This window comes from Caulobacter sp. GW821-FHT11A05 (assembly GCF_058809015.1).
On the sequence record NZ_JBXASF010000003.1, the window covers coordinates 93029 to 113524 of the forward strand.

Sequence of the window (20496 nt, forward strand, 5' to 3'; positions counted from 1 at the left end):
GCGGTTTCATTTGACAAGCCCCCATGCGAAAGGCCCCCTTACGCCGATGGCAGACGGTTCCGCCCCGCAACGCAAACCCCGAGTCGATGTCGCCGCCCGGCGCGCCGAGTACATCGACGTGGCCGCCAGGGTGATGCTGGAAAAGGGTCTGCACGGCGCCACCATGCGCGACTTCGCCGAGGCGGCCGGCGCCGCCAAGATCCTGTTCTACCGGCTGTTTCCCTCGCGCGACGCCCTGGTCGACGCCGTCTTCCAGCGGGTTGAGGACGCCGTGCTGGCCGCCTACGCCGAGACCTGGCAGGGCTACGGCTCGATGGTCGCCCGGGTGCTGGAAACGGCCCGCAAGGACCCCGCCCCCTTCCTGGTGGTGCTCAAGAACTGCGGCGGCGGGGCCGACCGCTCCGACTGGGGCGACCGCCTGCGGGCCATCTTCAATGAGCGCTCGCGGCCGCTGTTCGAACCCAAGCCCGGCGCCCCCGAGGGGGCCGAGGACCGCGCCGGCCTGGCCGGGGGCAGCCTGTTTGGCCTGTGGGTCGACCGGATGATCGTCTGGCTGGAGGAGCGCGACGGCCTCGACGACGCCACCCGCATCCGCTGGTGGAGCCGCATCGTCCGCGAATGGCGCCTGGCCTCCCGCGAGGCCTTCCGGCTCGACCCGCCGCAAGACAATAGCGAGGAAGACCGCCCGTGATCCCCGGCCTGATGCAGACCACCCCGTTGGTCATCACCTCCATCCTCAGGTTCGCCGAGACCGCCCACCCGCGCGTCGAGATCGTCTCCCGCACCGTCGAGGGCCGCATCCACCGCTATGACTATGCGGGCCTCGGCAAGCGCGTCCGCCGTCTGGCCCGGGTGCTCGAAAGCCTGGGCGTCAAGTCGGGTGACCGCGTCGCCTCCCTGGCCTGGAATACCCACCGGCACCTGGAGCTGTTCTACGCCGTCCCGGGCCTCGGCGCCGTGCTCAACACCGTCAACCCGCGCCTGTTCGACGAGCAGATCCTCTACGTCCTCGAACACGCAGAGAGCGGCGTCCTCTTCTACGACCGCACCTTCCAACCGGTGGTCGAGCGCCTCGCCCCCCGGATGTCGACGGTCAAGACCTTCGTCCTGCTGGCCGACGAGGCGGCCCACGACCCCGGCGCGGTCGGCGCCCTCAACTACGAGACCCTGCTGGCGAAAGAGGGAGAAGACCCCTTTCCCTGGCCGGCGCTGGACGAGAACGGCGGCGCCTTCCTCTGCTACACCTCCGGCACCACCGGCGATCCCAAGGGCGTGCTCTACAGCCACCGGGCGGTGGTCCTGCACGGCATGGCCGCGGGCCTCTCAAGCGCCTTCGGCCTGACCGCCTTCGACGTCGTCCTGCCCTGCTCCAGCCTCTACCACGCCACCGCCTGGGGCCTGCCGTTCACCTCGCTGATCAACGGCTGCAAGCTGGTGCTGCCGGCCGAGAAGATGGACGCGGTCAGCCTCGGCGAGCTCATTGCCAATGAAGGCGTCACCTTCTCCGGCGGCGTGCCGACCATCTGGACCATGTACCTGGCCCACCTCGATCAGACCGGCGGCAACGTCGGCACCCTCAAGCGCGTCATCATCGGCGGCTCGGCCGTGCCCCGCGCCATGGCCGAGACCTTCAAGAAGAAGCACGGCGTCCAGGTGCTGCAGATCTGGGGCATGACCGAGACCTGCCCGCTCGGCGTCGTCGCCACCCCGACGCCAAGCCTCGCCGCCGGCGGTGAGGACCACGTCGACGAGGTCATCTGGACCCGCCAGGGCCGGCTGCAGTTCGGCATCGAGCTGAAGATCGTCCAGGAGGACGGGACCCTTGCTCCCCACGACGGCGAGACCAGTGGCGCCCTGATGGTGCGCGGCCCCTGGACCATCCAGCGCTACTTCCGCAAGGACGAGGACGCCGCCGACGCCGACGGCTGGTTCGACACCGGCGACATCGCCACCCTCGACGCCGATGGCTTCATGCGCATCACCGACCGCGCCAAGGATGTCATCAAGACCGGCGGCGAATGGATCAGCTCCATCGACCTGGAGAACATCGCCGTCGCCTGCCCCGGCGTGAAGATCGCCGCCGTCTTCGGCGTGCCGCATCCCAAGTGGGAGGAACGCCCCCTGCTGGTCATTGAGGCGCATGAGGGCCAGAGCGTCACGAAGGAAGCCGTCCTCGCCTTCCTGGAACCGCGCATCGTCAAATGGTGGATGCCAGACGACGTCATCTTCGACGCCGTGCCCCTGACCGCCACGGGCAAGATCGACAAGAAGGTCCTGCGCGAGGCCTACAAGGACCGTCTAATCAAGGCTTAGCGCCAATGTCCTGGAGATATGGGCGAAGGGCGCCCCGCTCTCTTCGGCCCAGGCGCTGAACGCCTTCTGGATCGCCCGCTGCGCCGTCTTCGACGTCGTCGGCCCGTCGACAACCCCCGCCTGGATCAGCGCCCTGACCACGTCCGGCGACAGCACCCAGCCGTCCCGCCCCATGAACCGCATCGCCATCGCCCCCGCCCCGCCGCCCAGCCGGTCGCCCCGGCGCTTCAACAGCTCGAGGAGCCCCGCATAGTCGTCCGCCGGCCAATTGGCGAAACAGGCCGCCGCGCTGCCATGCTCGGCCGCCAGGTCCATCAGCAGCGCCGCGTTGAGCTGCACACTGCGCACCTTGGCCCCGTTGCGGATGATCCGGGTGTCCTTCAGCAGCCCGTCGAACGCCTCGTCGTCCATCGCCCGGCAGCGGGCCGGATCGAAGCCCCAGAAGGCCGTCTCGAAGCCCGGCCACTTCTTGTCGACCACGCTCCAGGAGAAGCCCGCCTGGAACACGCAGCGGCTCATCATCGACAGCCAGCGGTCGTCCGGGATCGCCGCCAGCTCGGCCGGCGTCTTGATCGCAGGCATCAGCGCGGCCAGGCCCTCTTCCCCGCCCTTGCGGGCGGCGGCGCGGGCGCGGAGGGTTTCGAAGGCGATCATGGCGGCGCTCCCCGTTTTCGCGGCAGGATGCCCGCCGCCACGCGCCGCTGCAAAGACTCTTGCCGTCTGCCCCCGCGGTTCGGCAAAGTCGGCGCCGGACATTGAGGGGGAAACCATGGAACGGACGATCGGCACACCGCGCCTGTGGGCCATCCTGGCCAGTGTGGCCGGCCTGGCCTCGCTGGCCGTCACTGTCGCCTTCCGGCTGCTGCCGCAGGTCACGGCCGCCGGCCAATGCATGACCGACGGCGCCGTCATCCTGTTCGAGTTCGCCCGCAAGGCCGAGGACCTGAGCATCATCTTCGGCCCGGCGGTCGATCCCTGCCGGGGCCAGATCATCGACGCCATGGACGCGGTGAACCAGCTGGATGTCATCGCCTACATCCCCAGCTACAGCCTGTTCGCCATCTTCGCGGCCCTGTTTGTGGCCGGCGGCCGGCTGCGCGCGCCCGTCCTGCTGGCCATCCTGGCGGCGGTCATCGCCCTGGTCGCCGACTATATCGAGACCTTCACCCTGCTGGAGATCACCCCCGGCCTGGAGGCCAAGGCCGCCCTGCTGCCGACCTCGTCGACCGCCGCCTGGGTCAAGTTCGGGGCCCTGGCCGCTCACGCCCTGCTGCTGGCCGTGGTCTGCCTGGAGCAGCCGCCGCGCCGCTGGATCCTCGGCATCCTGCTGATGGCCCCGACGGTCGGCGTCCTGGCCGCCTACACCAGCGCCGAGAGCCTGGGCCTGCTGACCCTGGGTTTCCTGCTCGCCTGGCTGCCGCTGCTGGGCCTGGCCATCTGGCGGTCGGTGCGGCCGGCCCCGTAGGAAACCTATGAAGGGAAGAGCGCCTGGCGGTGACGGAGGGATTCGAACCCTCGGTACGGCTTTAAACCGTACGTCGGTTTAGCAAACCGGTGCCTTCAGCCACTCGGCCACGTCACCCCAGGCGAGGGGCGCTGATAGCCGGTTCGGGGCGCTCATGCAATCGCTGCAAACATCGTCCTGGGTGAACCGTGTTAACCGGGTGATCAGGGGCGGCGTGGCAAGGTCGCGGGGTCATGACCTCTACCCCCGTTCCGCAGCCGGCTGATGAGCCCTGGGTCGCCGCCGCCAAGGCGTTGCGCGACGACCTGAGGCGCGGCGTCATCGCCGAACCCGAACCCGAGGACAGCGATCGCCGCGGGCCCCTGCGGCCCGGCCGGCTGACCTCGCTGCGCAACCGCATCCAGGGCCAGCTGATCGGACGCCTGTTCCGCGTCGTCGACGTCGCCTCGCTGATCGGCCTGGCGGTGGCGGGCGCGCATGTCGCCAGTCCGCAAGGCTGGATCAACGCCAGCCTGGCCCAGGTGACGCCCTATGCCGCCGGCGCCCTGGTGATGGCCTGGCTGCTGGGCGGGGTCGGCCTCTACCGCTTCCCGCGTTACGGACGGCTGTGGACCCGAATGGTGCGGCTGACGGCCGCCTTCGGGCTCGGCGGGGTGATGCTGACGGCCGCCGTCTGGCTGGCCGGCGGGACGCCGCCCTCTGCCGAGCTGGCCCTGTGGTTCACCCTGGCCTTCGTCAGCCTGGCCGTGCTGCAGGCGATCTGGTGGGGCATGGTCCGGCGCTGGAGAAAAGCGGGCCTGCTGACCCCCAACATCGTCATCGTCGGAGCCACCGAGGCCGCCGACAAGCTGATCACCGCCGCCCTCGAATCGCGGGAGCTCAACGTCGTCGGCGTGTTCGACGACCGGCTGGGCCGGGCTCCGCCGCGTATGCAGGGGGTGCCGGTGCTGGGCGACCTCGACGCCCTGATCGGCCACCGCATCATGCCCTATGTCGACCAGGTGGTGATCGCCGTCACCTCGGCGGCCAAGCCGCGGGTGCGGATGCTCACCGAGCGGCTGAGCGTGCTGCCCAACGACATCTGCCTGGTCGTCGACCTGGACGGCGAGGCGGCCCGCAACGCCGTCATCAGCCGCATCGCCGACGCCCCCCTGGCCCGCGTCTCCGGCGTCGCCACCGACGAGAAGCGCGCCGCCCTCAAGCGCCTGCAGGATCTCGGCATCGGCGCCCTGGCGCTGGTCCTGCTGGCCCCGGTGATGGCCATCGTCGCCGTGCTGATCAAGCTCGACAGCCCCGGCCCGGTCTTCTTCCGCCAGCGCCGCCATGGCTTCAACAATGAGGAAATCCGCGTCTGGAAGTTCCGTTCGATGAAGCATGAGCTGACCGACCACACCGCCAGCAAACAGGTCACCGGCGACGACGACCGCGTCACCCCCGTCGGCCGCTTCATCCGCCGCACCAGCCTGGATGAGCTGCCGCAGCTGTTCAACGTGCTGGCCGGCGAGATGAGCCTGGTCGGCCCCCGGCCCCACGCCGTGGGCATGAAGACCGGCGACACCGAGAGCTCGCGGCTGGTCATGGAATACGCCCACCGCCATCGCCTCAAGCCCGGCATGACCGGCTGGGCCGCCGTCAACGGCTCGCGCGGGCCGGTCGACACCCCCGAACTGGTGCGCCGCCGGGTGGCGCTGGACATCGACTACATCGAGCGTCAGTCCTTCTGGCTGGACCTCTACATCATGGCCATGACCATCCCCTGCCTGCTGGGCGATCGGCACGTGGTCCGGTAGCGCGATGTTCTGGCGCGGCGTCCTTGGCTATCTGCCGGTCAACCTGGCCCAGGGCCTGGTCGGGCTGCTGACCATTGTCGTCTTCACCCGCCTGCTGAGCCCGGCCGACTACGGCGTCTACGCCATCGCCTATTCGGCCATGGTGCTGGCCCACACGGGCCTGTTCACCTGGACGGAAGCGGCCATGGCCCGCTTCCAGGCCCAGGCCCGCGAGCGGGGCGAAACGGCCGACCACATGATGACCCTCTACCGGGCCTGGTCGCTGCTGGGCCTCGGTTTCCCGCTGCTGGCCGGCGCGATCGTCTGGCTGGCGCCGGTGCATCAGCCGCTGAAGGTGGCGATCAGCGCCGGGCTGGCGGCCATCCTGTTCCGCAGCTGCATCAAGCTGGTCCAGGAGCGGCGGCGGGCCGACGGCGAGGTCGCCTCAGCCGCCACCCTCGACATCGCCCAGACCATCGGCGGCTTCGCCATCGGCGCGGCCCTGGCGGCCATGGGCCTGGGCGGCGCCTCGCCCCTGCTGGGTTCGGCGGCCATCGCCGTCATCTGCCTGCTGTTCGTGCTGCCGGGCGAGCTGAAGCTGTTCAAGGGCGGCCACTGGCAGCCCGCGCGGGCCAAGGGCTACGCCGCCTACGGCGTGCCGATCTCGCTGTCGCTGATCCTGTCGCTGGTTATCGCCAGCACCGACCGCTTCGTGCTGGGCGCCTTCCTCGGCGAGGCCAGCGTCGGCGTCTACCATGCCGGCTACAGCCTCGCGAACCGCACCCTCGATGTGGTCTTCGTCTGGCTGGGCATGGCCGGCGGCCCGGCCCTGGTGGCGGCGCTGGAACGCGGCGGCAAGACGGCGCTGACCCAGACCGCCAAGGACCAGGTCAGCTTCATGGTGCTGCTGACCCTGCCGGCGACGGTGGGCCTGGCCCTTGTCGCCCTGCCGCTGTCTGAGCTCCTGATCGGCCCGGCCCTGGCCCAGGGGGCGGCCCGCGTCGTGCCGTGGATCGCGGTCGGCGGCTTCTTCTCGGGCATTACCACCTACTACCTGCACCAGGCCTTCACGCTGGGGCGCCGCACCGGCCTGCTGATGGCCGCCATGACCTTCCCGGCCGGGCTCAACCTGCTGCTCAACTTCGCCCTCGTTCCGCGCTTCGGCCTCGACGGCGCCATGTGGGCGACGACCGCCAGCTATGGCGTCGGGGCCCTGGCCTCCTGGCTGATGGGCCGCAAGGTCATCGCCCTGCCCCTGCCGCTGGACACCCTGCTGCGCGCCGGCCTGGCCTGTATTCCCATGGCTCTGGTGGTGCTGGCCCTGCCGGACATGGCCGAGATCCCGGAACTGGCTCTGAAAGCCGGCCTTGGCGCCATCGCCTATGGCGTAACCGCATGGCTGCTCGACGCCGGGGGCCTGCGCACCCACGGCCGGACCCTGATCCGGTCGCTGCGGCCAGGAGCGGCGACATGACCGCCCCGGCCGGCGACTGGATCGTCGACAACCCGCTGTGGGCGGCCGCCAAGCCGCGCCTGTCGGTGCTGATCCCCTTCCTCGGCGACGACCCGGCCCAGCTGGCCAGCGAACTGGCGGCGCAATCCTCCGACATCGAGATCATCCTGCTCGACGACGGCGGCAAGGACGCCGACCTCGCGACCCGCATCGCCGAGACCGTGCAGGCCCTGCCCTGCCCGGCCCGCTTCGTGCGGCTGGCGGCCAACGTCGGCCGGGCCAAGGGTCGCAACCGGCTGGCGGCCCAGGCGCGCGGACGGCACTGGCTGTTCCTCGACGCCGACATGCTGCCCGACAGCGAGCGCTTCATCGCCGACTGGCTGGCTGTGGCCGAGAAGGACGCCGCCGTCGCCTTCGGCGGCTTCTCCTTCCAGCGCACCCCGCTCGACCGCCGCTTCGCCCTGCACCGGGCCATGGCCCTGCGCAGCGACTGCCTGCCGGCCGAGCAGCGGGCCCTCAGCCCCGAGAAGCACCTCTTCACCTCCAACCTGCTGGTCCGCCGCGACGTCTTCGAGGCCGTGGCCTTCGACGAGCGCTTCACCGGCTGGGGCTGGGAGGACGTCGAATGGGCCATGCGGGTGGCCCAGCGCTGGCCCATCCTCCACCCCGACATCCCGGCCAGCCACCTGGGCCTCGACACCGCCCCCGCCCTGGTGGCCAAGTACCGCCAGTCAGCCGCCAACTTCGCCCGGGTGGTCGAGGCGCACCCGGCGGTCGTCAGCGGCTACGCCAGCTTCAAGGTGGCCCGGATGATCCGCCGCCTGCCGGCCCGCGGCCTGCTCCGCGAGACCGCCCGCCTGGCCGCCCTCAGCGACGCCCTGCCTGCCGGTCTGCGCGCCTTCGCCATGCGCCTCTACCGCGCCGGCCTCTACGCGGAGGTGGTCTGATGGAGGCCTATTCCGCCGACCGCTCCCTGCGCGGCAAGCTGCGCCGCCGCTACACCCGCCTGGCCTTCCGCAAGCCGCTGCGGCTGGCGCTGGACCGGCCGATGATCACCTTCAGCTTCGACGACGTGCCGGCCACCGCCGCCCTGGCCGGCGCCCAGGCGCTGGAAGCGGCCGGCCTGCGCGGCACCTTCTACATCTGCGCCGGTCTTGAGGACGGCGACGGCCCAATGGGCCGCTACGGCTCCTCGGAAGACGCCCACCGGCTGGCCGCCGCCGGCCACGAGGTCGCCTGCCACACCTATTCCCACCTCGACTGCGGCCAGGCCGACCGGCCGACCATCGCCGCCGACGTGGACCGCAATGGCGTAGCGCTGGCCGAGCGCGGCGCGCCTGACCCCGTCAGCTTCGCCTACCCCTACGGCGACGTCTCCTTCGCCGCCAAGCAGGCGCTGGGCGGCCGCTTCAAGACCCTGCGCACCGTGCAGGCCGGCCTGGTCACTGACGGCGCTGACGCCAACCAGCTGCCCGCTGTCGGCATCGAGGGCGAGGACGGCGAGGCCAAGGCCCTGCGCTGGATGGACGAGGCGGCGCGTCGCAAGGCCTGGCTGATCCTGTATACCCACGACGTCGCGCAAGCGCCGTCGGCCTGGGGCTGCACGCCGCCGGCGCTGGCCCGGCTGGCGGAGCGGGCGAAGACCGGGTTCGAGGTGGTGACGATGGCGCAAGGGGCTGTGAGGGCGGGGCTGTAGGGCACGCTTATCGAAGCGCCATTATAGCAGGTTTCGAAACTTCGGTTTTGTTCAATCTGTTGTTTTAACACGTTTTTTGGATGGGGATGACGCCTGTGCGGCGTAGGGGTCGCAGCCGTAATGTGTTGTGGTCGCATGGGGGTTGTGTGGTGGTGGCGTCGGTATTTTGTCGCGGTTTAGCCTGATCGATCGGGCGAGACGGGCGTCACCATCAGACGCAGAGGGGACACATTGAATTGCCGCGCACCGCTGGGAGCCCGCGTTGGCGCCGGCGCCTGCGGCAATTCAATGTGTCCCCGTTCCTTCCGATCCGGCAAGATGAATATGTCTAGACATATTCATCGCGGCCCTAGTCCTGATCCCGGTCCGGCAAGGCCAGTTTCACCGCCAGGGCCACGAAGATCATCCAGCGCATGTCGTTGTAGGAGACCGCGAAGCTCTCGGTCAGGGTGGTCAGGCTGTAGATGATCAGGAACGGCAGGGCGAGGTAGGCGCCCTTCTCGCGGAAGACGGCGACGATCGCCGCCCCCATGGTCTGCAGGTAGAACAGGGCCCAGGCGATCAGGCCCGGATAGCCCATGCCCAGCCACTGCTCGAGCCAGGCGTTGTGGGCGTGGCTGGCCTTGAAGCCGGCCTCCTTGGTGATCCAGGCCAGCGGGCCCCAGCCGGACTTGTCGTCCCAGACGGCGCTGTAGCCATAGCCGGTCCAGGGCCGCTCCTGCACCTGGCGCCAGACGGCGGCCCAGATCTTGGTGCGGCCGGTCAGGGTGGCGTCCTTGCCGAGCAGGCCGAGGAAGACGTCGGAGGCGACCAGCAGGAAGCCGGCCAGCAACATGGCCCCGAGCACGGCCGCCCAGGTGGCCGCCACGGCGGAGGCGGCCCCCCGGCGCACGACCCAGATGAAGGCCAGGCCGCCGGCCCCGAGGACCAGCGAGACCAGCGAGGTCTTGGAGGTCGACATGACGACCAGGAACAGGGTCAGGACGGCGGCGCCATACCACAGCCAGGCCCGGCGCGGGTTGAGCAGGCCGGCGGCGGCGCAGACACCGAAGCCCATGGCCATCATGCCGCCCAGGCCGTTCTTCTCGACCCAGACGCCGCGCCAGGCGCCGGGGAACAGGGTCTGCATCTTGCCGATCGAGGGCGCGCCGACGGCCAGCAGGAAGGAGACCACCGCCAGGATCAGGAAGGAGGCGCCGATGACCTCGGCCAGGGTCGACCAGCGGTAGCGGGCGGCGATGACGATGCCGCCCAGGGTCGTGGCGTAGAGGGCGATCATCCGGCGCAGGGTGGCGTCGGGGGCCAGCGACCACAGCATGGAGGCGGCGACGACCAGCATGATCAGCACCAGGAAGGGCTGGCGCAGCGTGCCCTTGACCACCTCGCCGAGGTTCATGGCCATCATCACGATGGCGGCCCCATAGGCCGGCAGGTAGGCGTTGCGGACGACGCCGGAGGCGGCGGCGTCGAAGGTCGCGCCGAAGATCGGCATGATCCAGCCCTGGCTGAAGATCAGCAGCATGAAGACCGACATGCCGAAGGCCAGCCAGTCGAACAGGTCGGCGCGGGGGCGTGGGGGGGCGACAGGCCTGGGCGGCGGTCGATGGCCGGGCGGCGGCGGAGGCCGGGTCCAGGCCTCGTGCGCTAACATCTTCTACCGCTCATCCCGCACCCGGCGGCCATCGCGCTCGAGTACAGGTTTCCAAAACGGGGTCAGCCGCCGTGAGAGGTCCCTTCTCCGTCGGCGGTGGGAGAAGGTGGCCCGAAGGGCCGGATGAGGGGTCGATAGGTCTTCAAGCTGCGCAGAGGTGGTGGCGACAGGCTGTGTCGGAGGCCGGGGAGCCCCCTCATCCGTCGGCTTCGCCGACACCTTCTCCCACGAGGGGAGAAGGGAGCCCAGAGGCGAACCCACAAACGCTTGTGGGCGGCAGGAACCGACTGTTTCGGGGCCAAGCGGGAGCCGGGCGCTCACGGCAGAATCCGCCGCAGGAAGCCGGGGGGCTCGACCTCGGCGCGGTTGAAGAAGACCCCGGCCACCCGGCCGCCAGCGGTGGCGATGGCGTCGCGCAGCTGGGCCGGGGCGCGGACGTCGGGCTGGTCGGCGGAAACGACCAGCACGGTCTGGTCGATGAAGGGGGCCACCGTCAGGGCGGCCTGCGAGCGGTCGGCCGCGGGGCTGTCGATGACGATCAGGTCGGCGTGCTTGCGCAGGGCGTTCCAGTAGTCGGCGCCGGGCAGGATGTGGACGGTCTGGCGGCCCTTGAGCACTTCGCGGCGGAAGCGGGTGACCCACCAGCGGGCCTCGCCGACCTGGTGGGCGGCGACGTAGCGGGCGTCGGGAATCTGGCCCTGCGCATTGGCCTGGGGCGGCTGGACGGTGAGGAAGCAGGAGCCGTCGGGACTGGCCGACACCTGCTTGCCTAGCGCGCCGTAGTGGGCCGGGTCGGCGGCGATGGCGGCGTGCTGTGGCGAGGCCTGCAGGTCGAGGTCGACGAGCCAGACCGACTTGCCGGCCCGGCGGGCGGCGAAGCGGGCGAACTCACGGGCGACGGTGGAGGTCCCCTCCCCCTGACGGGCGGCGGCGAACTGGATGACGCGCGCGCGACCGGGAGCAGGCGCGCCAAGCGTCGCCCACAGCCCCCCCATCTCGCCGTTCAAGTCCACCATCCGTCGAATCGCCACGCACGCACTGCGAACTGCAGCCTACTGTATCCCGGGACTCAACGCGCCTTCAGCGGCGCCGCACCCAGCACGGGCAGATCCAGGGTGCGCGAGGCCGAGGCGGCGGTCGGCATGCCGGGCCGCAGGAACATGCGCAGCAGACCGGCGCAGAGGGCCGAGAAGGCGGCGAACAGGAAGGCCAGGATCAGCACCGGCTTCTTCAGGCTGGCGCCCTTCGGCGGCGGGCTGGCGCGCTCGACGATGCGGATGTTGTCGTTGCTCTCGCCGGCCATCATGCGGGCGGCGTCGTCCTGCTGTTCCTTGACCGTGTAGTCGCGCACCGAGCTCTGCAGGATGTCGCGGTCGCGGGTCAGTTCGGTGAACCGCGGCTCCAGCTCGGCCAGCTGCTGCAGCTTCTCGGTGGCCTCGGCGTACTGGGCGGTGTTGGCGTCGCGGGCGCTCTTCAGGGAGGCGATCTCGGCGGTCAGCTGGACCTTGTCGGTCACCAGCGTCTGGTAGACCGGGTTGGGGCCCATGCGGCGGGCGCCCGGCGCGGTGGTGCGGCCGGCGGCGACAGCGGCCTCCAGGGTGCGGATCTGGGCGTCGATGTTCTGCATGGTCTGGGAATCGGGCGTGTAGCGGCTGCGCAGGTCCTCGCGCTGGACCTTCAAGGTCGCCAGCTTGTCGGTGTCGGCGGTGTTGATGTCGCTGTAGAGGTTGGTGGTCGGGGCGAACCCGGCGAGTTGCGCTTCGAGGCTGGAAAGCCGCCCCTGGCGCTCCTGGATGCTGGCTTCCAGGGTGTAGCGCTGGCCCTCCAGCTGGCCGATCAGCTGGGTCATGCTGGCCTTGGTGGCGGCGAAATCGCCCAGGTTATTGTTCTGCAGAAACTCCTGGTAGGCGGTGTCGGCGTCGGCCAGCCGCTCCTCGAACAGCACCCGCTGGCGCTCCAGGACCGGCGAGGCCGACTGCACCAGCACGGTGCGGCGGTAAAGGAGGTATTCCTCAAGAAAGGCGTTGAGCACCCGGGCGGCCGTGGCCGGGTCCTCGTTCTCGTAGGTGATGCGCACCACCGGGTTCTGCGGCGTGGAGGCGACGTTCATCGCCTCGCCCATCTCCTGCACCGCCTTGGACATGATCAGCGGCTTCTCGGCGGCGGGGGCGGCGTCGTACTGGGCGCCGAGGGCCGGATAGACGGTGGAGAGGCCGAGCTTGCGCAGGGTGCGCTCGCGCAGCTGGCTCGACAGCAGAATTTCGGTTTCCGAAGCGACCAGGCTGTCGGTGTCGGGCACCGCGCCGCGGGCGGCGTCACCGGCCCGGGGCTCGTAGACATATTCCTGGCCCAGCTGGACCAGCACGCTGGAGCCGGCGGTGTAGGACTTCTTGAGGGTCAGGGCGAAACCGGCGCCGACCAGGAAGAGGACGAGGAAGACGGCCAGCATCAGCCCCTTCTCGCGCCACAGCAGGGTGACGAAGTCGCTGGGGGCATAGCGCGGCCGGCCGGCCCAGTCGGCGCGGGCCGGCGGGTCGTGGGGCACGCTTGTCCAGGCGCCTGCGTAGGCCATGCGAATCTTCTAACGCCCTCTCTTGCAGGGCACCCTGGCGCGGCCGCCATTAACGGTCCGTTACCCATTCTGCTTAACGTTTGGACCATGTCTCGCGCGCGCACCGTTGTTGCTGCCTTGAGCCTTCTCGCCATCGCGGCGGGCGGGCCCGCCAGCGCGCAGGGCTGGTGGCCGTTCGGGGGCAAGGACAAAGAGCGCGCCGCACCCGCCCCGAAATCGCAGGGTTTCCCCGATATCGCCTACGCCGACTGGAGCGATGCGGAGCCGGCCTACCGGGTCTATCCGGGCGATGAGCTGGAGATCTTCATCGCCTCGGCGCCGGAGCTGAACAAGACCGGTTTCATCCAGCCGGACGGGCGAATCGCCCTGCCCCTGGTCGGGCCGGTGATGGTCGCCGACCGCACCCTGCCGGAGATCGAGGCGGCGCTGGCCAATGCCTATTCGCGCGAATTGCTGCGACCACTGGTCACGGTCGGGGTGAAGACGGCGCAGCCTCTGAAGGTGTTCGTCTACGGCGAGGTGTCCAAGCCGGGCATCTATGACATGCCGGGCGACATCAACTCGCTGCAGGCGGTGGCCATGGCCGGCGGCTTCAATGTCACCGCCAAGCGCAAGCAGGTGGTCATCCTGCGGCGGACGGCCGATGGCCGGTTCATGCGGCGGACGGTGGACCTGCTGAAGGGCTCGAACCAGGGTGGGGCTGACCTTGTGCCGCTGCGCCGTTTCGACCTGGTCTATGTGCCGCGCAGCGACATCGCCGAGGCGAATCTGTTCCTGCAACAGTATTTCCGGGACCTGATCCCGATCAGCTTCGGCCTCAGCTACGACCTGAACCCGCGGAACAATAATTAGGATTCTATGCGGTCCTTCTCCCGCTTGTCGGGAGAAGACCATCCCCCCGAAGGGGGTCGGATGAGCGCAGCGCCAAGGCTTGCCGAGTCATCCGCTCAAAGGACATTCACCGTCGGTCGGCGCTGCCCTCATCCGGCGCTTCGCGCCACCTTCTCCCGACGAGCGGGAGAAGGGTCAGCTCTCTACGCCCGGGCCAGCCACTCGCGCGCCTGGCGCTGGGCTTCGGCGACCTCGTCGGAGGCCATCTCCTGGCTCAGTTCCTTGCGGTAGAGCTTGGCTTCCATCGAGCCGCGCATGGCGGCCAGATTGAACAGCATGTGGGCCGAGACGTAGTCGAGCGGCGCGCCGCCCTGACCGGTGGAGTAGAGCATGCCCATGCGGAACAGCTCGTCGCCCGAGGAGTCCGGCCCCGGCAGGGGCATCAGGCTGTCGGTATGCTGGCTCATCATCATGATGCCGTATCCCGTTGTTTGGCGCCGTTCTGGCGACCGGTTCGTGTTGATCACAGGTACGAGCAAAGAGCCGCGCTGCTGAATCCAAGGTTAACCGGAAGAGCCCATGCGACAATTTGAGCGTTTTTATCCGGAATACTTTCAGCCTGTTAGGATGCCGGTAAGGGACTGGTAGAGTTGCGTTTACAGCCCTTGCGAGGGCGTGAACGCCGGCTCGGTCCGGTAAGGATTTGGAGGGGTGTGGGCAGAGGCGCTGATCGCGCCAGAACGCTTCCTGCTTCCGACAGGCCGGCGCTGCCCCCTCCACCACCCGCTTCGCCGGCGGTCCCCCTCCCCCGCGCTTCGCACAGGGGAGGAACGACAATCCTGACACGGCCGTTCAGCCACGGTTCAGGCAGTGTGATTCACCTTGATCGCCTGTCGAGGGTAAATCGAGCGGCTCCTCCTGTCCCGGACCGCTCAGTCGATCACAAGGAGGACGTCGACCATGAAACGTCTGATATTGGCTCTCACCGTCGCGGCCTGCGTCGCCGGCCCGATGGCGATGGCGGCCACCGAAGCTTCCGCCCAGGGCCGGGGCGACCGCTACGATCGCCGCGATGATCGTCGTGACGACCGCCGTCACGACCGCTGGGATCGCCGCGACGACCGTCGCGACTATCGCCAGGACCGGCGTCATGACCGCCGCGAAGCCCGCTGGGATCGCGGCCGCCACAACGGCTACTACTACCGCAACCGCTGGTACTACGGCCCGCCGCCGAGCGCCTACTACAGCGACCCCTACTACCGTCCGGGCTACGCCGCCTGGCGCCGGGGGGCCTATCTGCCGAGCTACTACCGCTCGAACGACTATCGGATCTACGACTACGGCCGCTACCGGCTGCGCCCGCCGCCGCGCGGCTACTACTGGTACCGCTCGGGTGACGACTATCTGCTGGCCGCGATCGCGACCGGCCTGATCTTCGAGGTCATCACCCGCTAGGCTGACGCCAGATACGGAAACGCCCCGGAGGAAACTCCGGGGCGTTTTTCTATTCCTCCCCCAGGGCCGAAGGCCCGGTCCGGGGGAGGTGGCAGACGCCGATAGGCGGCTGACGGAGGGGGTCCGCTCCCCAGGCCGGCGGCAGTTTACCGAGGTTCGGCCACCACCGCCGGTGGGGACCCCCTCCACCATCGCTGCGCGACGGTTCCCCTCCCCCGATGGGGGAGGAACTGGGGTCAACGAATGACCCGCGCGCCCTTGCCGTGCATGACAGCCTCGACCTCGCTCGCCCGCACCATCGAGGTATCCCCCGGCGTGGTCATGGCCAGCGCCCCGTGGGCCGCGCCGTACTCGACCGCCGCCTGCGGACCCTTGCCTTCCAGGAAGCCGTAGGCCAGCCCAGACGCGAAGCCGTCGCCGCCGCCGACGCGGTCGTAGATCTCCAGGTTCTCGCGCATCTGCGAGGCGTAGAACTCGCCGCCCGCCCAGAGGATGGCCGACCAGTCGTTGAAGGTCGCGGTCTTGGCGTTGCGCAGGGTCGTCGCCGCCACCTTGAAGTTGGGGAACTCGCGCACCGCCGTGGCGATCATGGTCTTGAAGTTGGCCGGGTCGATGGCGCTGATGTGCTCATCCAGGCCCTCGACCTCGAAGCCGAGGCAGGCGGTGAAGTCCTCCTCGTTGCCGATCATCACGTCGACATACTGGGCGATCTCGCGGTTGATCTTCTGGGCCCCGGGCTTGCCGCCCTGGCTCTTCCACAGGCTGGCCCGGTAGTTGAGGTCGTAGGAGATGATGGTGCCGTACTTGCGGGCGACCTTGACCGCCTCGATGACGGCCTGGGCGGTGTTGGGCGACAGGGCCGCGAAGATGCCGCCGGTGTGGAACCAGCGCACGCCTTCCTCGCCGAACAGCTTCTCCCAGTCGACCTCGCCCGGCGCGATCTGGCTGGCCGCCGAGTTGGCGCGGTCCGAACAGCCGAGGGCGGCGCGGACGCCGAAGCCCTTTTCCGTGAAGTTCAGGCCGACGCGGGTGTTGCGGCCGATGCCGTCGAACTCGCGCCAGATGACATGGCTGCTGTCGACCCCGCCCTGCATCATCAGGTCCTCGACCAGCCAGCCCAGGTCGTTGACCGGCAGGGCGGTGACCGCCGCCGCGCGCTTGCCCCAGCATTTGCGCATGGCGCGGGCGACATTGTACTCGCCGCCCCCCTCCCAGACGTTGAACTGACGGGCATTGCGAACCCGGCCGAAGCCGGGGTCGAAACGCAGCATCACCTCGCCGAAGGAGACGCAGTCCCAACGGCAGTCTTCGGCCGGGCGGAGGTTGAGGATATCGCTCATGTCTTCCTGTGCTTCTCGATCAACTGGACGGTCTCGCGGACCTTGGTTTCGATGCCGCCCCAGTCCTTGGCGTCCAGCATGGCCTGGGTGATCAGCTTGCTGCCCATGCCGGCGGCGACGATGCCGGCGCCGAACCAGGCCTTGACGCTGTCCTCGGTCGGATCGACGCCGCCGGTCGGCATGATGCGCGTCCAGGGCATGGGGCCCAGCACCGCCTTGACGAACTCCGGCCCGCCGACCTGCGTGCCCGGGAACACCTTGACGATCTCGCAGCCCAGCTCCTGGGCGTAGGAAATCTCCGAGGCCGAGCCGCAGCCAGGACTGTAGGGCACCATGCGCCGGTTACAGACCTTGGCCACATCGGCGTTGAGGATTGGCCCGACGACGAAGCGGGCCCCGTTGGCGATGTAGATGCCGGCCGTCGGCGCATCGACGATCGAGCCGACGCCCATGACCACCCGCGGGTCGGCCTTGGCGAAGTGGCGGGCGACGTCGAGGAAGACGTGGGAGGCGAAATCGCCGCGATTGGTGAATTCGATGCAGGGCGCGCCGGCGTTGGCGCAGGCCTGGATGACGTGGACGCAGACCTCGGGGTCCGGGTGGTAGAAGACGGGGATCACCCCCTGCTTCATCATGGCCGTCAGGACGGACATGCGGTCGTGACTCATCGCGCGCTCCTTTGAACTGCTGGGGCGCCAACCTAGACGAAAAAGGTGGGCGCCGGGTCATATCCCGGCGCCCAGTTTGCGCAAGGAGGTAGGTTAGAAGTTGTAGCGGAAGCCCACGAAGAACTGCCGGCCGGTGTGGTGGTAGACGCTGGACCGATCCCCGGTGGAGGAGACGTACTGGTCGTTGTACTCATCCGTCAGGTTGAGACCCTCGGCCGTCAGCGTCAGCTTGTCGGTGACCTTGAAGGAGGCGGAGGCGTCGACATTGAGCGTCGCCTTCTTGCCTTCGACGTCGTTAAGGTTGGTCGCCCCAGCCGCGGCGCTGCTGTTCCGCCCCGGCACCGTCTGCAGATAGTTGTCACGGTAGGCGGCGGAGACGCGGGCGCTGAAGCGGTCGTCCTCATAGTAGAGGGTGGCGTTGTAGGCCGTGGGCGACAGGTTCACGAGGTCGTCGGTCACCGTCAGGGCCGAGGTGGCCGAGACCTGATACTCGATCTCCGATTCCACATAGGTGTAGTTCAGCACCACCCCGGTGTGGGACAGCGGGCCCGGCAGGAAGGTGAAGGGCTGCTGGTAGCTGATCTCGAAGCCCTTCAGCGGACCGCCCTTGGTGTTGATCGGGCTGGTCACGTCATAGGCCGTCGAGCCGTCCTGCCCGGGGGGCAGCAGGGTGAGCGGCAGGCCGGTGGTGTCGTAGGGCCGGTTTTCCCGCAGCGTCTGGATGAAGCTGTCGATGTCCTTGTAGAAGACCGCGAAGGACAGCAGGGATTCCGGGGCGAAATACCATTCGAAGCTGAGATCGTAGGTCGTCGCCTCGAACGGATCGAGCAGCGGGTTGCCGGAGACCACCGTGCGGGCCGCGGTGTTGACGGTGCCGCCCGGTGACAGGTTCTGCAGCTGCGGCCGCGCCATCACCTTGGCGGCGCCGAAGCGGATCATGAACTGGTCGGTAGCGTCGAACGCCAGGTTCAGCGAGGGCAGAACGTCACTGTACTCGTTGCCGACCTTGACCTTGGTGCCGCCGCCGGTCGCCAGGAAGCCCTCGGCCACGATGTCGGTCGTCACCGAACGGAGGCCGAAGTCGCCGCGCAGGGGCCGGCCGAAGATTTCGGTGCGGAACTGGCCCATGAGGTAGGCGCTGGTGACGGTCTCGGTGGCGCCGCGGTTGTTGCCGCGGGCGGCGCCGTTGGTCTCGCCGGCCAGGCTGAAGTCGCCGCCGGGGACGCCGGTGTTGCAGTTGCAGTAGATGTCATAGAGCTGCGCGATGGCGCGAACGTCGGGGATCACCCAGCTGCCGTGCATGCCGCCGGAGCTGTAGCCGGTCAGCAGCTTGGAGATGTCGGCGATGGTCTTGCCGGGCGGCAGGGCCGGGACGGAGGTCTCGGTGGCGCGCCGCTTCTCGAAGCTCTCGAAGGTGAACTCCGACCAGTTGACGCCCGCCTTGACGGTCAGCCAGTCGGTGGCGTCCCAGGCCATGTCATAGCGGACGGTCTTGTAGGCGTTGTCCACGCCCTGCGGGCGGATACGGATTTCGGTTCCGGTGGCGCCGGCGGCGGGGGCGTTGATCCATTGCCAGTTGGTCGCATCGGCGACGTCGAAGCCGTAGTCGATCTTGGGCTGACGATCATTGCCGCGGAAATCCCAGCTGTAGCCGTCGATGTCGAGCCGATCGAGGGTGACCGTCGTCTGCAGCGGGTTGCGGAACACCGACAGCGCGCTGCCGGCCACGAAGGTGGCCCGCCACTGGTCGTTGAACTCGTGCTGCATTTCGAAGGTGTACTGGGTGAACTCCGTCTCCAGGGCGTCGAAGCGCGATTCGCTGCGGACATCGACGTCGTCGAACAGGCCGTAGACGATATTGCCGTTGGCGTTGACTTCGGCGGCGAGCACATCGGTCGCGCCCTTGCCCTGAGCGCCGGCGCGGCTGAACGACAGGCTCTCGAGGAAGTCTTCCTGGCGGGTCGACTTCAGGTCGGCGTAGAGGACGTCGAACGAGAAGGTCGTGCTGTCGAGCGGCCGCCATTGCAGGCTGCCGGTGATGCCCAGCCGCTCCTGGCTGTGGGTCAGCCGGCCGTAGCGCGGAATGCGCGGGCTGTAGATGGAGTCCCGGGTGGCCGGCGCGCAGACCGCCGCCGCCGCCGCCGTGCAGGACTGGAACGCCGCGCCGGTGGCGCCGGAGTCGGCCCAACGCACCGAGCTGAAGCCTTCTTCCAGCAGGTCGCGTTCGCTGTAGGCGATGGAGAACAGGGCGCCAAAGGCGCCGCTGTCGGTCTGGTCGGACCAGAGGAAGGCGCCGCGCGGGTTATACTCGCTGGCCAGGTCGTTGTAGCCGTACTGGCCGGCGATGGTCAGCACCCGGTCCTTGAAGTCGAAGGGCCGCGAGGTGCGCAGATCGACCGTGGCGCCCAACGAACCTTCCTCGACTTCCGCCGACTGGGTCTTGCGCACGGTGATCGAGTTGAACAGTTCCGAGGCGAAGATGTTGAAGTCGAACTGCCGGGTGCGGTTGGCGCCGCCCGAGCTGTCGGTGCCGCCGGTCGTGGCCAGGGCCTGGATGCCGTTGACCCGGATGCGGGTGAAATCGGAGCCGAGACCGCGCACGGTGATCGACCGGCCCTCGCCGGCGTCACGGTCGATCGAGACGCCCGGGATACGCTGGATGGATTCGGCCAGGTTGAGGTCGGGGAAATCGGCGATGTCCTCGGCCTTGATGGTGTCGACGACGGCGGTTTCCTGGCGCTTGACGGAGATGGCGCTGGCCAGGCTGCCGCGGAAGCCGGTGATGACGACCTCCTCGACCTCTTGCGGCTCGCCGGCAGGCGCCGCGGCGTCCTGCGCCGAGGCATAGCCGCCGGCGCCAAGAGCCATGGTCATCGCCGCCAGCGAAGCGCCGCAACGAAGCGCAAACGTGCGCGATCGGTCCCTGTTGGTCACTTGTAGTCCCTCCCCTTGTCAGGCCGTTCGCGGTCTTGCGCCGCCGTCGCCCCATGTGAAATCGATCCCGAAGGGCCGGACTCTGCCAGACCCCCGAAGTTGTGACACCGGTGTCATTCCTCAGCGGAACTTGTTTGACACCGGTATCATCGCCGTTGATATCTCAGTTCCGAACGATTTGACAAGCCCCTCGCCGAACTTCCGACGAAGTTCCCGTCCCAGGAGATCGCCGCCTTGCACCGCCTCACCGCCTGCCTGATGGGCGCCGCCCTGACTGCGATCACCCTTCCCGCGACTGCCGCCGATCCCTTGCCCGCCTTTCCCGGCGCGGAGGGCCACGGACGATTTT

Annotated in this window: 17 protein-coding genes and 1 tRNA gene; 9 read left to right on the forward strand and 9 right to left on the reverse strand. The window is 68.9% G+C overall.

What is annotated here, in order from left to right:
• Positions 1–46: 46 nt before the first annotated feature.
• Together AC1RSK_RS06470 and AC1RSK_RS06475 are read left to right on the forward strand one after the other, a co-directional pair.
• Positions 47–691 (forward strand): TetR/AcrR family transcriptional regulator, encoded by a 645-nt coding sequence (locus AC1RSK_RS06470; protein WP_492906629.1) that lies wholly within the window; start codon positions 47–49, stop codon positions 689–691.
• Positions 688–2313, forward strand: a complete 1626-nt coding sequence (locus AC1RSK_RS06475) for a long-chain fatty acid--CoA ligase (protein ID WP_492906631.1) — start codon at positions 688–690, stop codon at positions 2311–2313. The genes AC1RSK_RS06470 and AC1RSK_RS06475 overlap by 4 nt, the downstream gene beginning before the upstream one ends.
• Here the strand turns inward: AC1RSK_RS06475 and AC1RSK_RS06480 are convergent.
• A complete protein-coding gene (locus AC1RSK_RS06480; protein ID WP_492906633.1) occupies positions 2299–2967 on the reverse strand; it encodes a DNA-3-methyladenine glycosylase I in 669 nt (222 codons plus the stop codon). The two genes, AC1RSK_RS06475 and AC1RSK_RS06480, sit on opposite strands and share 15 nt — an antisense overlap.
• Positions 2968–3082: 115 nt before the next feature.
• On the opposite strand from AC1RSK_RS06480, the gene AC1RSK_RS06485 reads away from it, so the two are divergent.
• Positions 3083–3778, forward strand: a complete 696-nt coding sequence (locus AC1RSK_RS06485; protein WP_492906635.1) for a hypothetical protein — start codon at positions 3083–3085, stop codon at positions 3776–3778.
• 24 nt (positions 3779–3802) lie between these two features.
• Here AC1RSK_RS06485 and AC1RSK_RS06490 read toward each other — a convergent pair.
• Positions 3803–3895: transfer RNA gene (locus tag AC1RSK_RS06490), tRNA-Ser, on the reverse strand.
• Positions 3896–4011: 116 nt separating this feature from the next.
• Between AC1RSK_RS06490 and AC1RSK_RS06495 the strand changes: the two genes are divergently transcribed.
• From AC1RSK_RS06495 to AC1RSK_RS06510, 4 genes are read left to right on the forward strand one after another with little or no spacing between them, the layout of a single operon-like run.
• A complete protein-coding gene (locus AC1RSK_RS06495) occupies positions 4012–5568 on the forward strand; it encodes an exopolysaccharide biosynthesis polyprenyl glycosylphosphotransferase (protein ID WP_492906637.1) in 1557 nt (518 codons plus the stop codon).
• A 4-nt stretch (positions 5569–5572) separates the two neighbouring features.
• Positions 5573–7021, forward strand: coding sequence for a polysaccharide biosynthesis protein HfsF (hfsF, locus tag AC1RSK_RS06500; protein ID WP_492906638.1), 1449 nt, complete (start codon positions 5573–5575; stop codon positions 7019–7021).
• Positions 7018–7947: a glycosyltransferase family 2 protein gene (locus AC1RSK_RS06505; protein WP_492906640.1), complete on the forward strand. Its 930-nt coding sequence runs from the start codon at positions 7018–7020 to the stop codon at positions 7945–7947. Before hfsF ends, AC1RSK_RS06505 begins: the two co-directional genes overlap by 4 nt.
• Complete coding sequence (locus AC1RSK_RS06510; protein ID WP_492906642.1) at positions 7947–8696, forward strand: polysaccharide deacetylase family protein; 750 nt, start codon at positions 7947–7949, stop codon at positions 8694–8696. Before AC1RSK_RS06505 ends, AC1RSK_RS06510 begins: the two co-directional genes overlap by 1 nt.
• A gap of 349 nt (positions 8697–9045) precedes the next feature.
• Here the strand turns inward: AC1RSK_RS06510 and AC1RSK_RS06515 are convergent, their stop codons facing one another.
• From AC1RSK_RS06515 to AC1RSK_RS06525, 3 genes are all read right to left on the reverse strand, one after another.
• On the reverse strand, positions 9046–10347 hold the full coding sequence (locus AC1RSK_RS06515) for an O-antigen ligase family protein (RefSeq protein WP_492906644.1): 1302 nt from the start codon (positions 10345–10347) through the stop codon (positions 9046–9048).
• Positions 10348–10664: 317 nt separating this feature from the next.
• Entirely contained in the window at positions 10665–11363 is a 699-nt protein-coding gene (locus AC1RSK_RS06520) for a P-loop NTPase family protein (RefSeq protein WP_492906646.1), read from the reverse strand.
• A 53-nt stretch (positions 11364–11416) separates the two neighbouring features.
• Entirely contained in the window at positions 11417–12919 is a 1503-nt protein-coding gene (locus tag AC1RSK_RS06525) for a GumC family protein (RefSeq protein WP_492906647.1), read from the reverse strand.
• A gap of 117 nt (positions 12920–13036) precedes the next feature.
• Between AC1RSK_RS06525 and AC1RSK_RS06530 the strand changes: the two genes are divergently transcribed.
• The gene (locus tag AC1RSK_RS06530) at positions 13037–13771 is read left to right on the forward strand and encodes a polysaccharide biosynthesis/export family protein (RefSeq protein WP_492906649.1); all 735 of its coding nucleotides are present in this window, start codon (positions 13037–13039) and stop codon (positions 13769–13771) included.
• A 182-nt stretch (positions 13772–13953) separates the two neighbouring features.
• On the opposite strand, the gene AC1RSK_RS06535 is transcribed toward AC1RSK_RS06530, so the two are convergent.
• Positions 13954–14223: a sel1 repeat family protein gene (locus tag AC1RSK_RS06535; protein ID WP_492906651.1), complete on the reverse strand. Its 270-nt coding sequence runs from the start codon at positions 14221–14223 to the stop codon at positions 13954–13956.
• 487 nt (positions 14224–14710) lie between these two features.
• On the opposite strand from AC1RSK_RS06535, the gene AC1RSK_RS06540 reads away from it, so the two are divergent.
• The gene (locus tag AC1RSK_RS06540) at positions 14711–15205 is read left to right on the forward strand and encodes an RcnB family protein (protein WP_492906653.1); all 495 of its coding nucleotides are present in this window, start codon (positions 14711–14713) and stop codon (positions 15203–15205) included.
• Positions 15206–15441: 236 nt separating this feature from the next.
• Here AC1RSK_RS06540 and AC1RSK_RS06545 read toward each other — a convergent pair whose 3' ends face one another.
• From AC1RSK_RS06545 to AC1RSK_RS06555, 3 genes are all read right to left on the reverse strand, one after another.
• Positions 15442–16545 (reverse strand): PfkB family carbohydrate kinase, encoded by a 1104-nt coding sequence (locus AC1RSK_RS06545; protein ID WP_492906655.1) that lies wholly within the window; start codon positions 16543–16545, stop codon positions 15442–15444.
• Positions 16542–17213, reverse strand: a complete 672-nt coding sequence (locus tag AC1RSK_RS06550; RefSeq protein ID WP_492906656.1) for a bifunctional 4-hydroxy-2-oxoglutarate aldolase/2-dehydro-3-deoxy-phosphogluconate aldolase — start codon at positions 17211–17213, stop codon at positions 16542–16544. Before AC1RSK_RS06550 ends, AC1RSK_RS06545 begins: the two co-directional genes overlap by 4 nt.
• A 93-nt stretch (positions 17214–17306) precedes the next feature.
• Complete coding sequence (locus tag AC1RSK_RS06555; RefSeq protein WP_492906657.1) at positions 17307–20081, reverse strand: TonB-dependent receptor; 2775 nt, start codon at positions 20079–20081, stop codon at positions 17307–17309.
• Between the last annotated feature and the right edge of the window lie 415 nt (positions 20082–20496).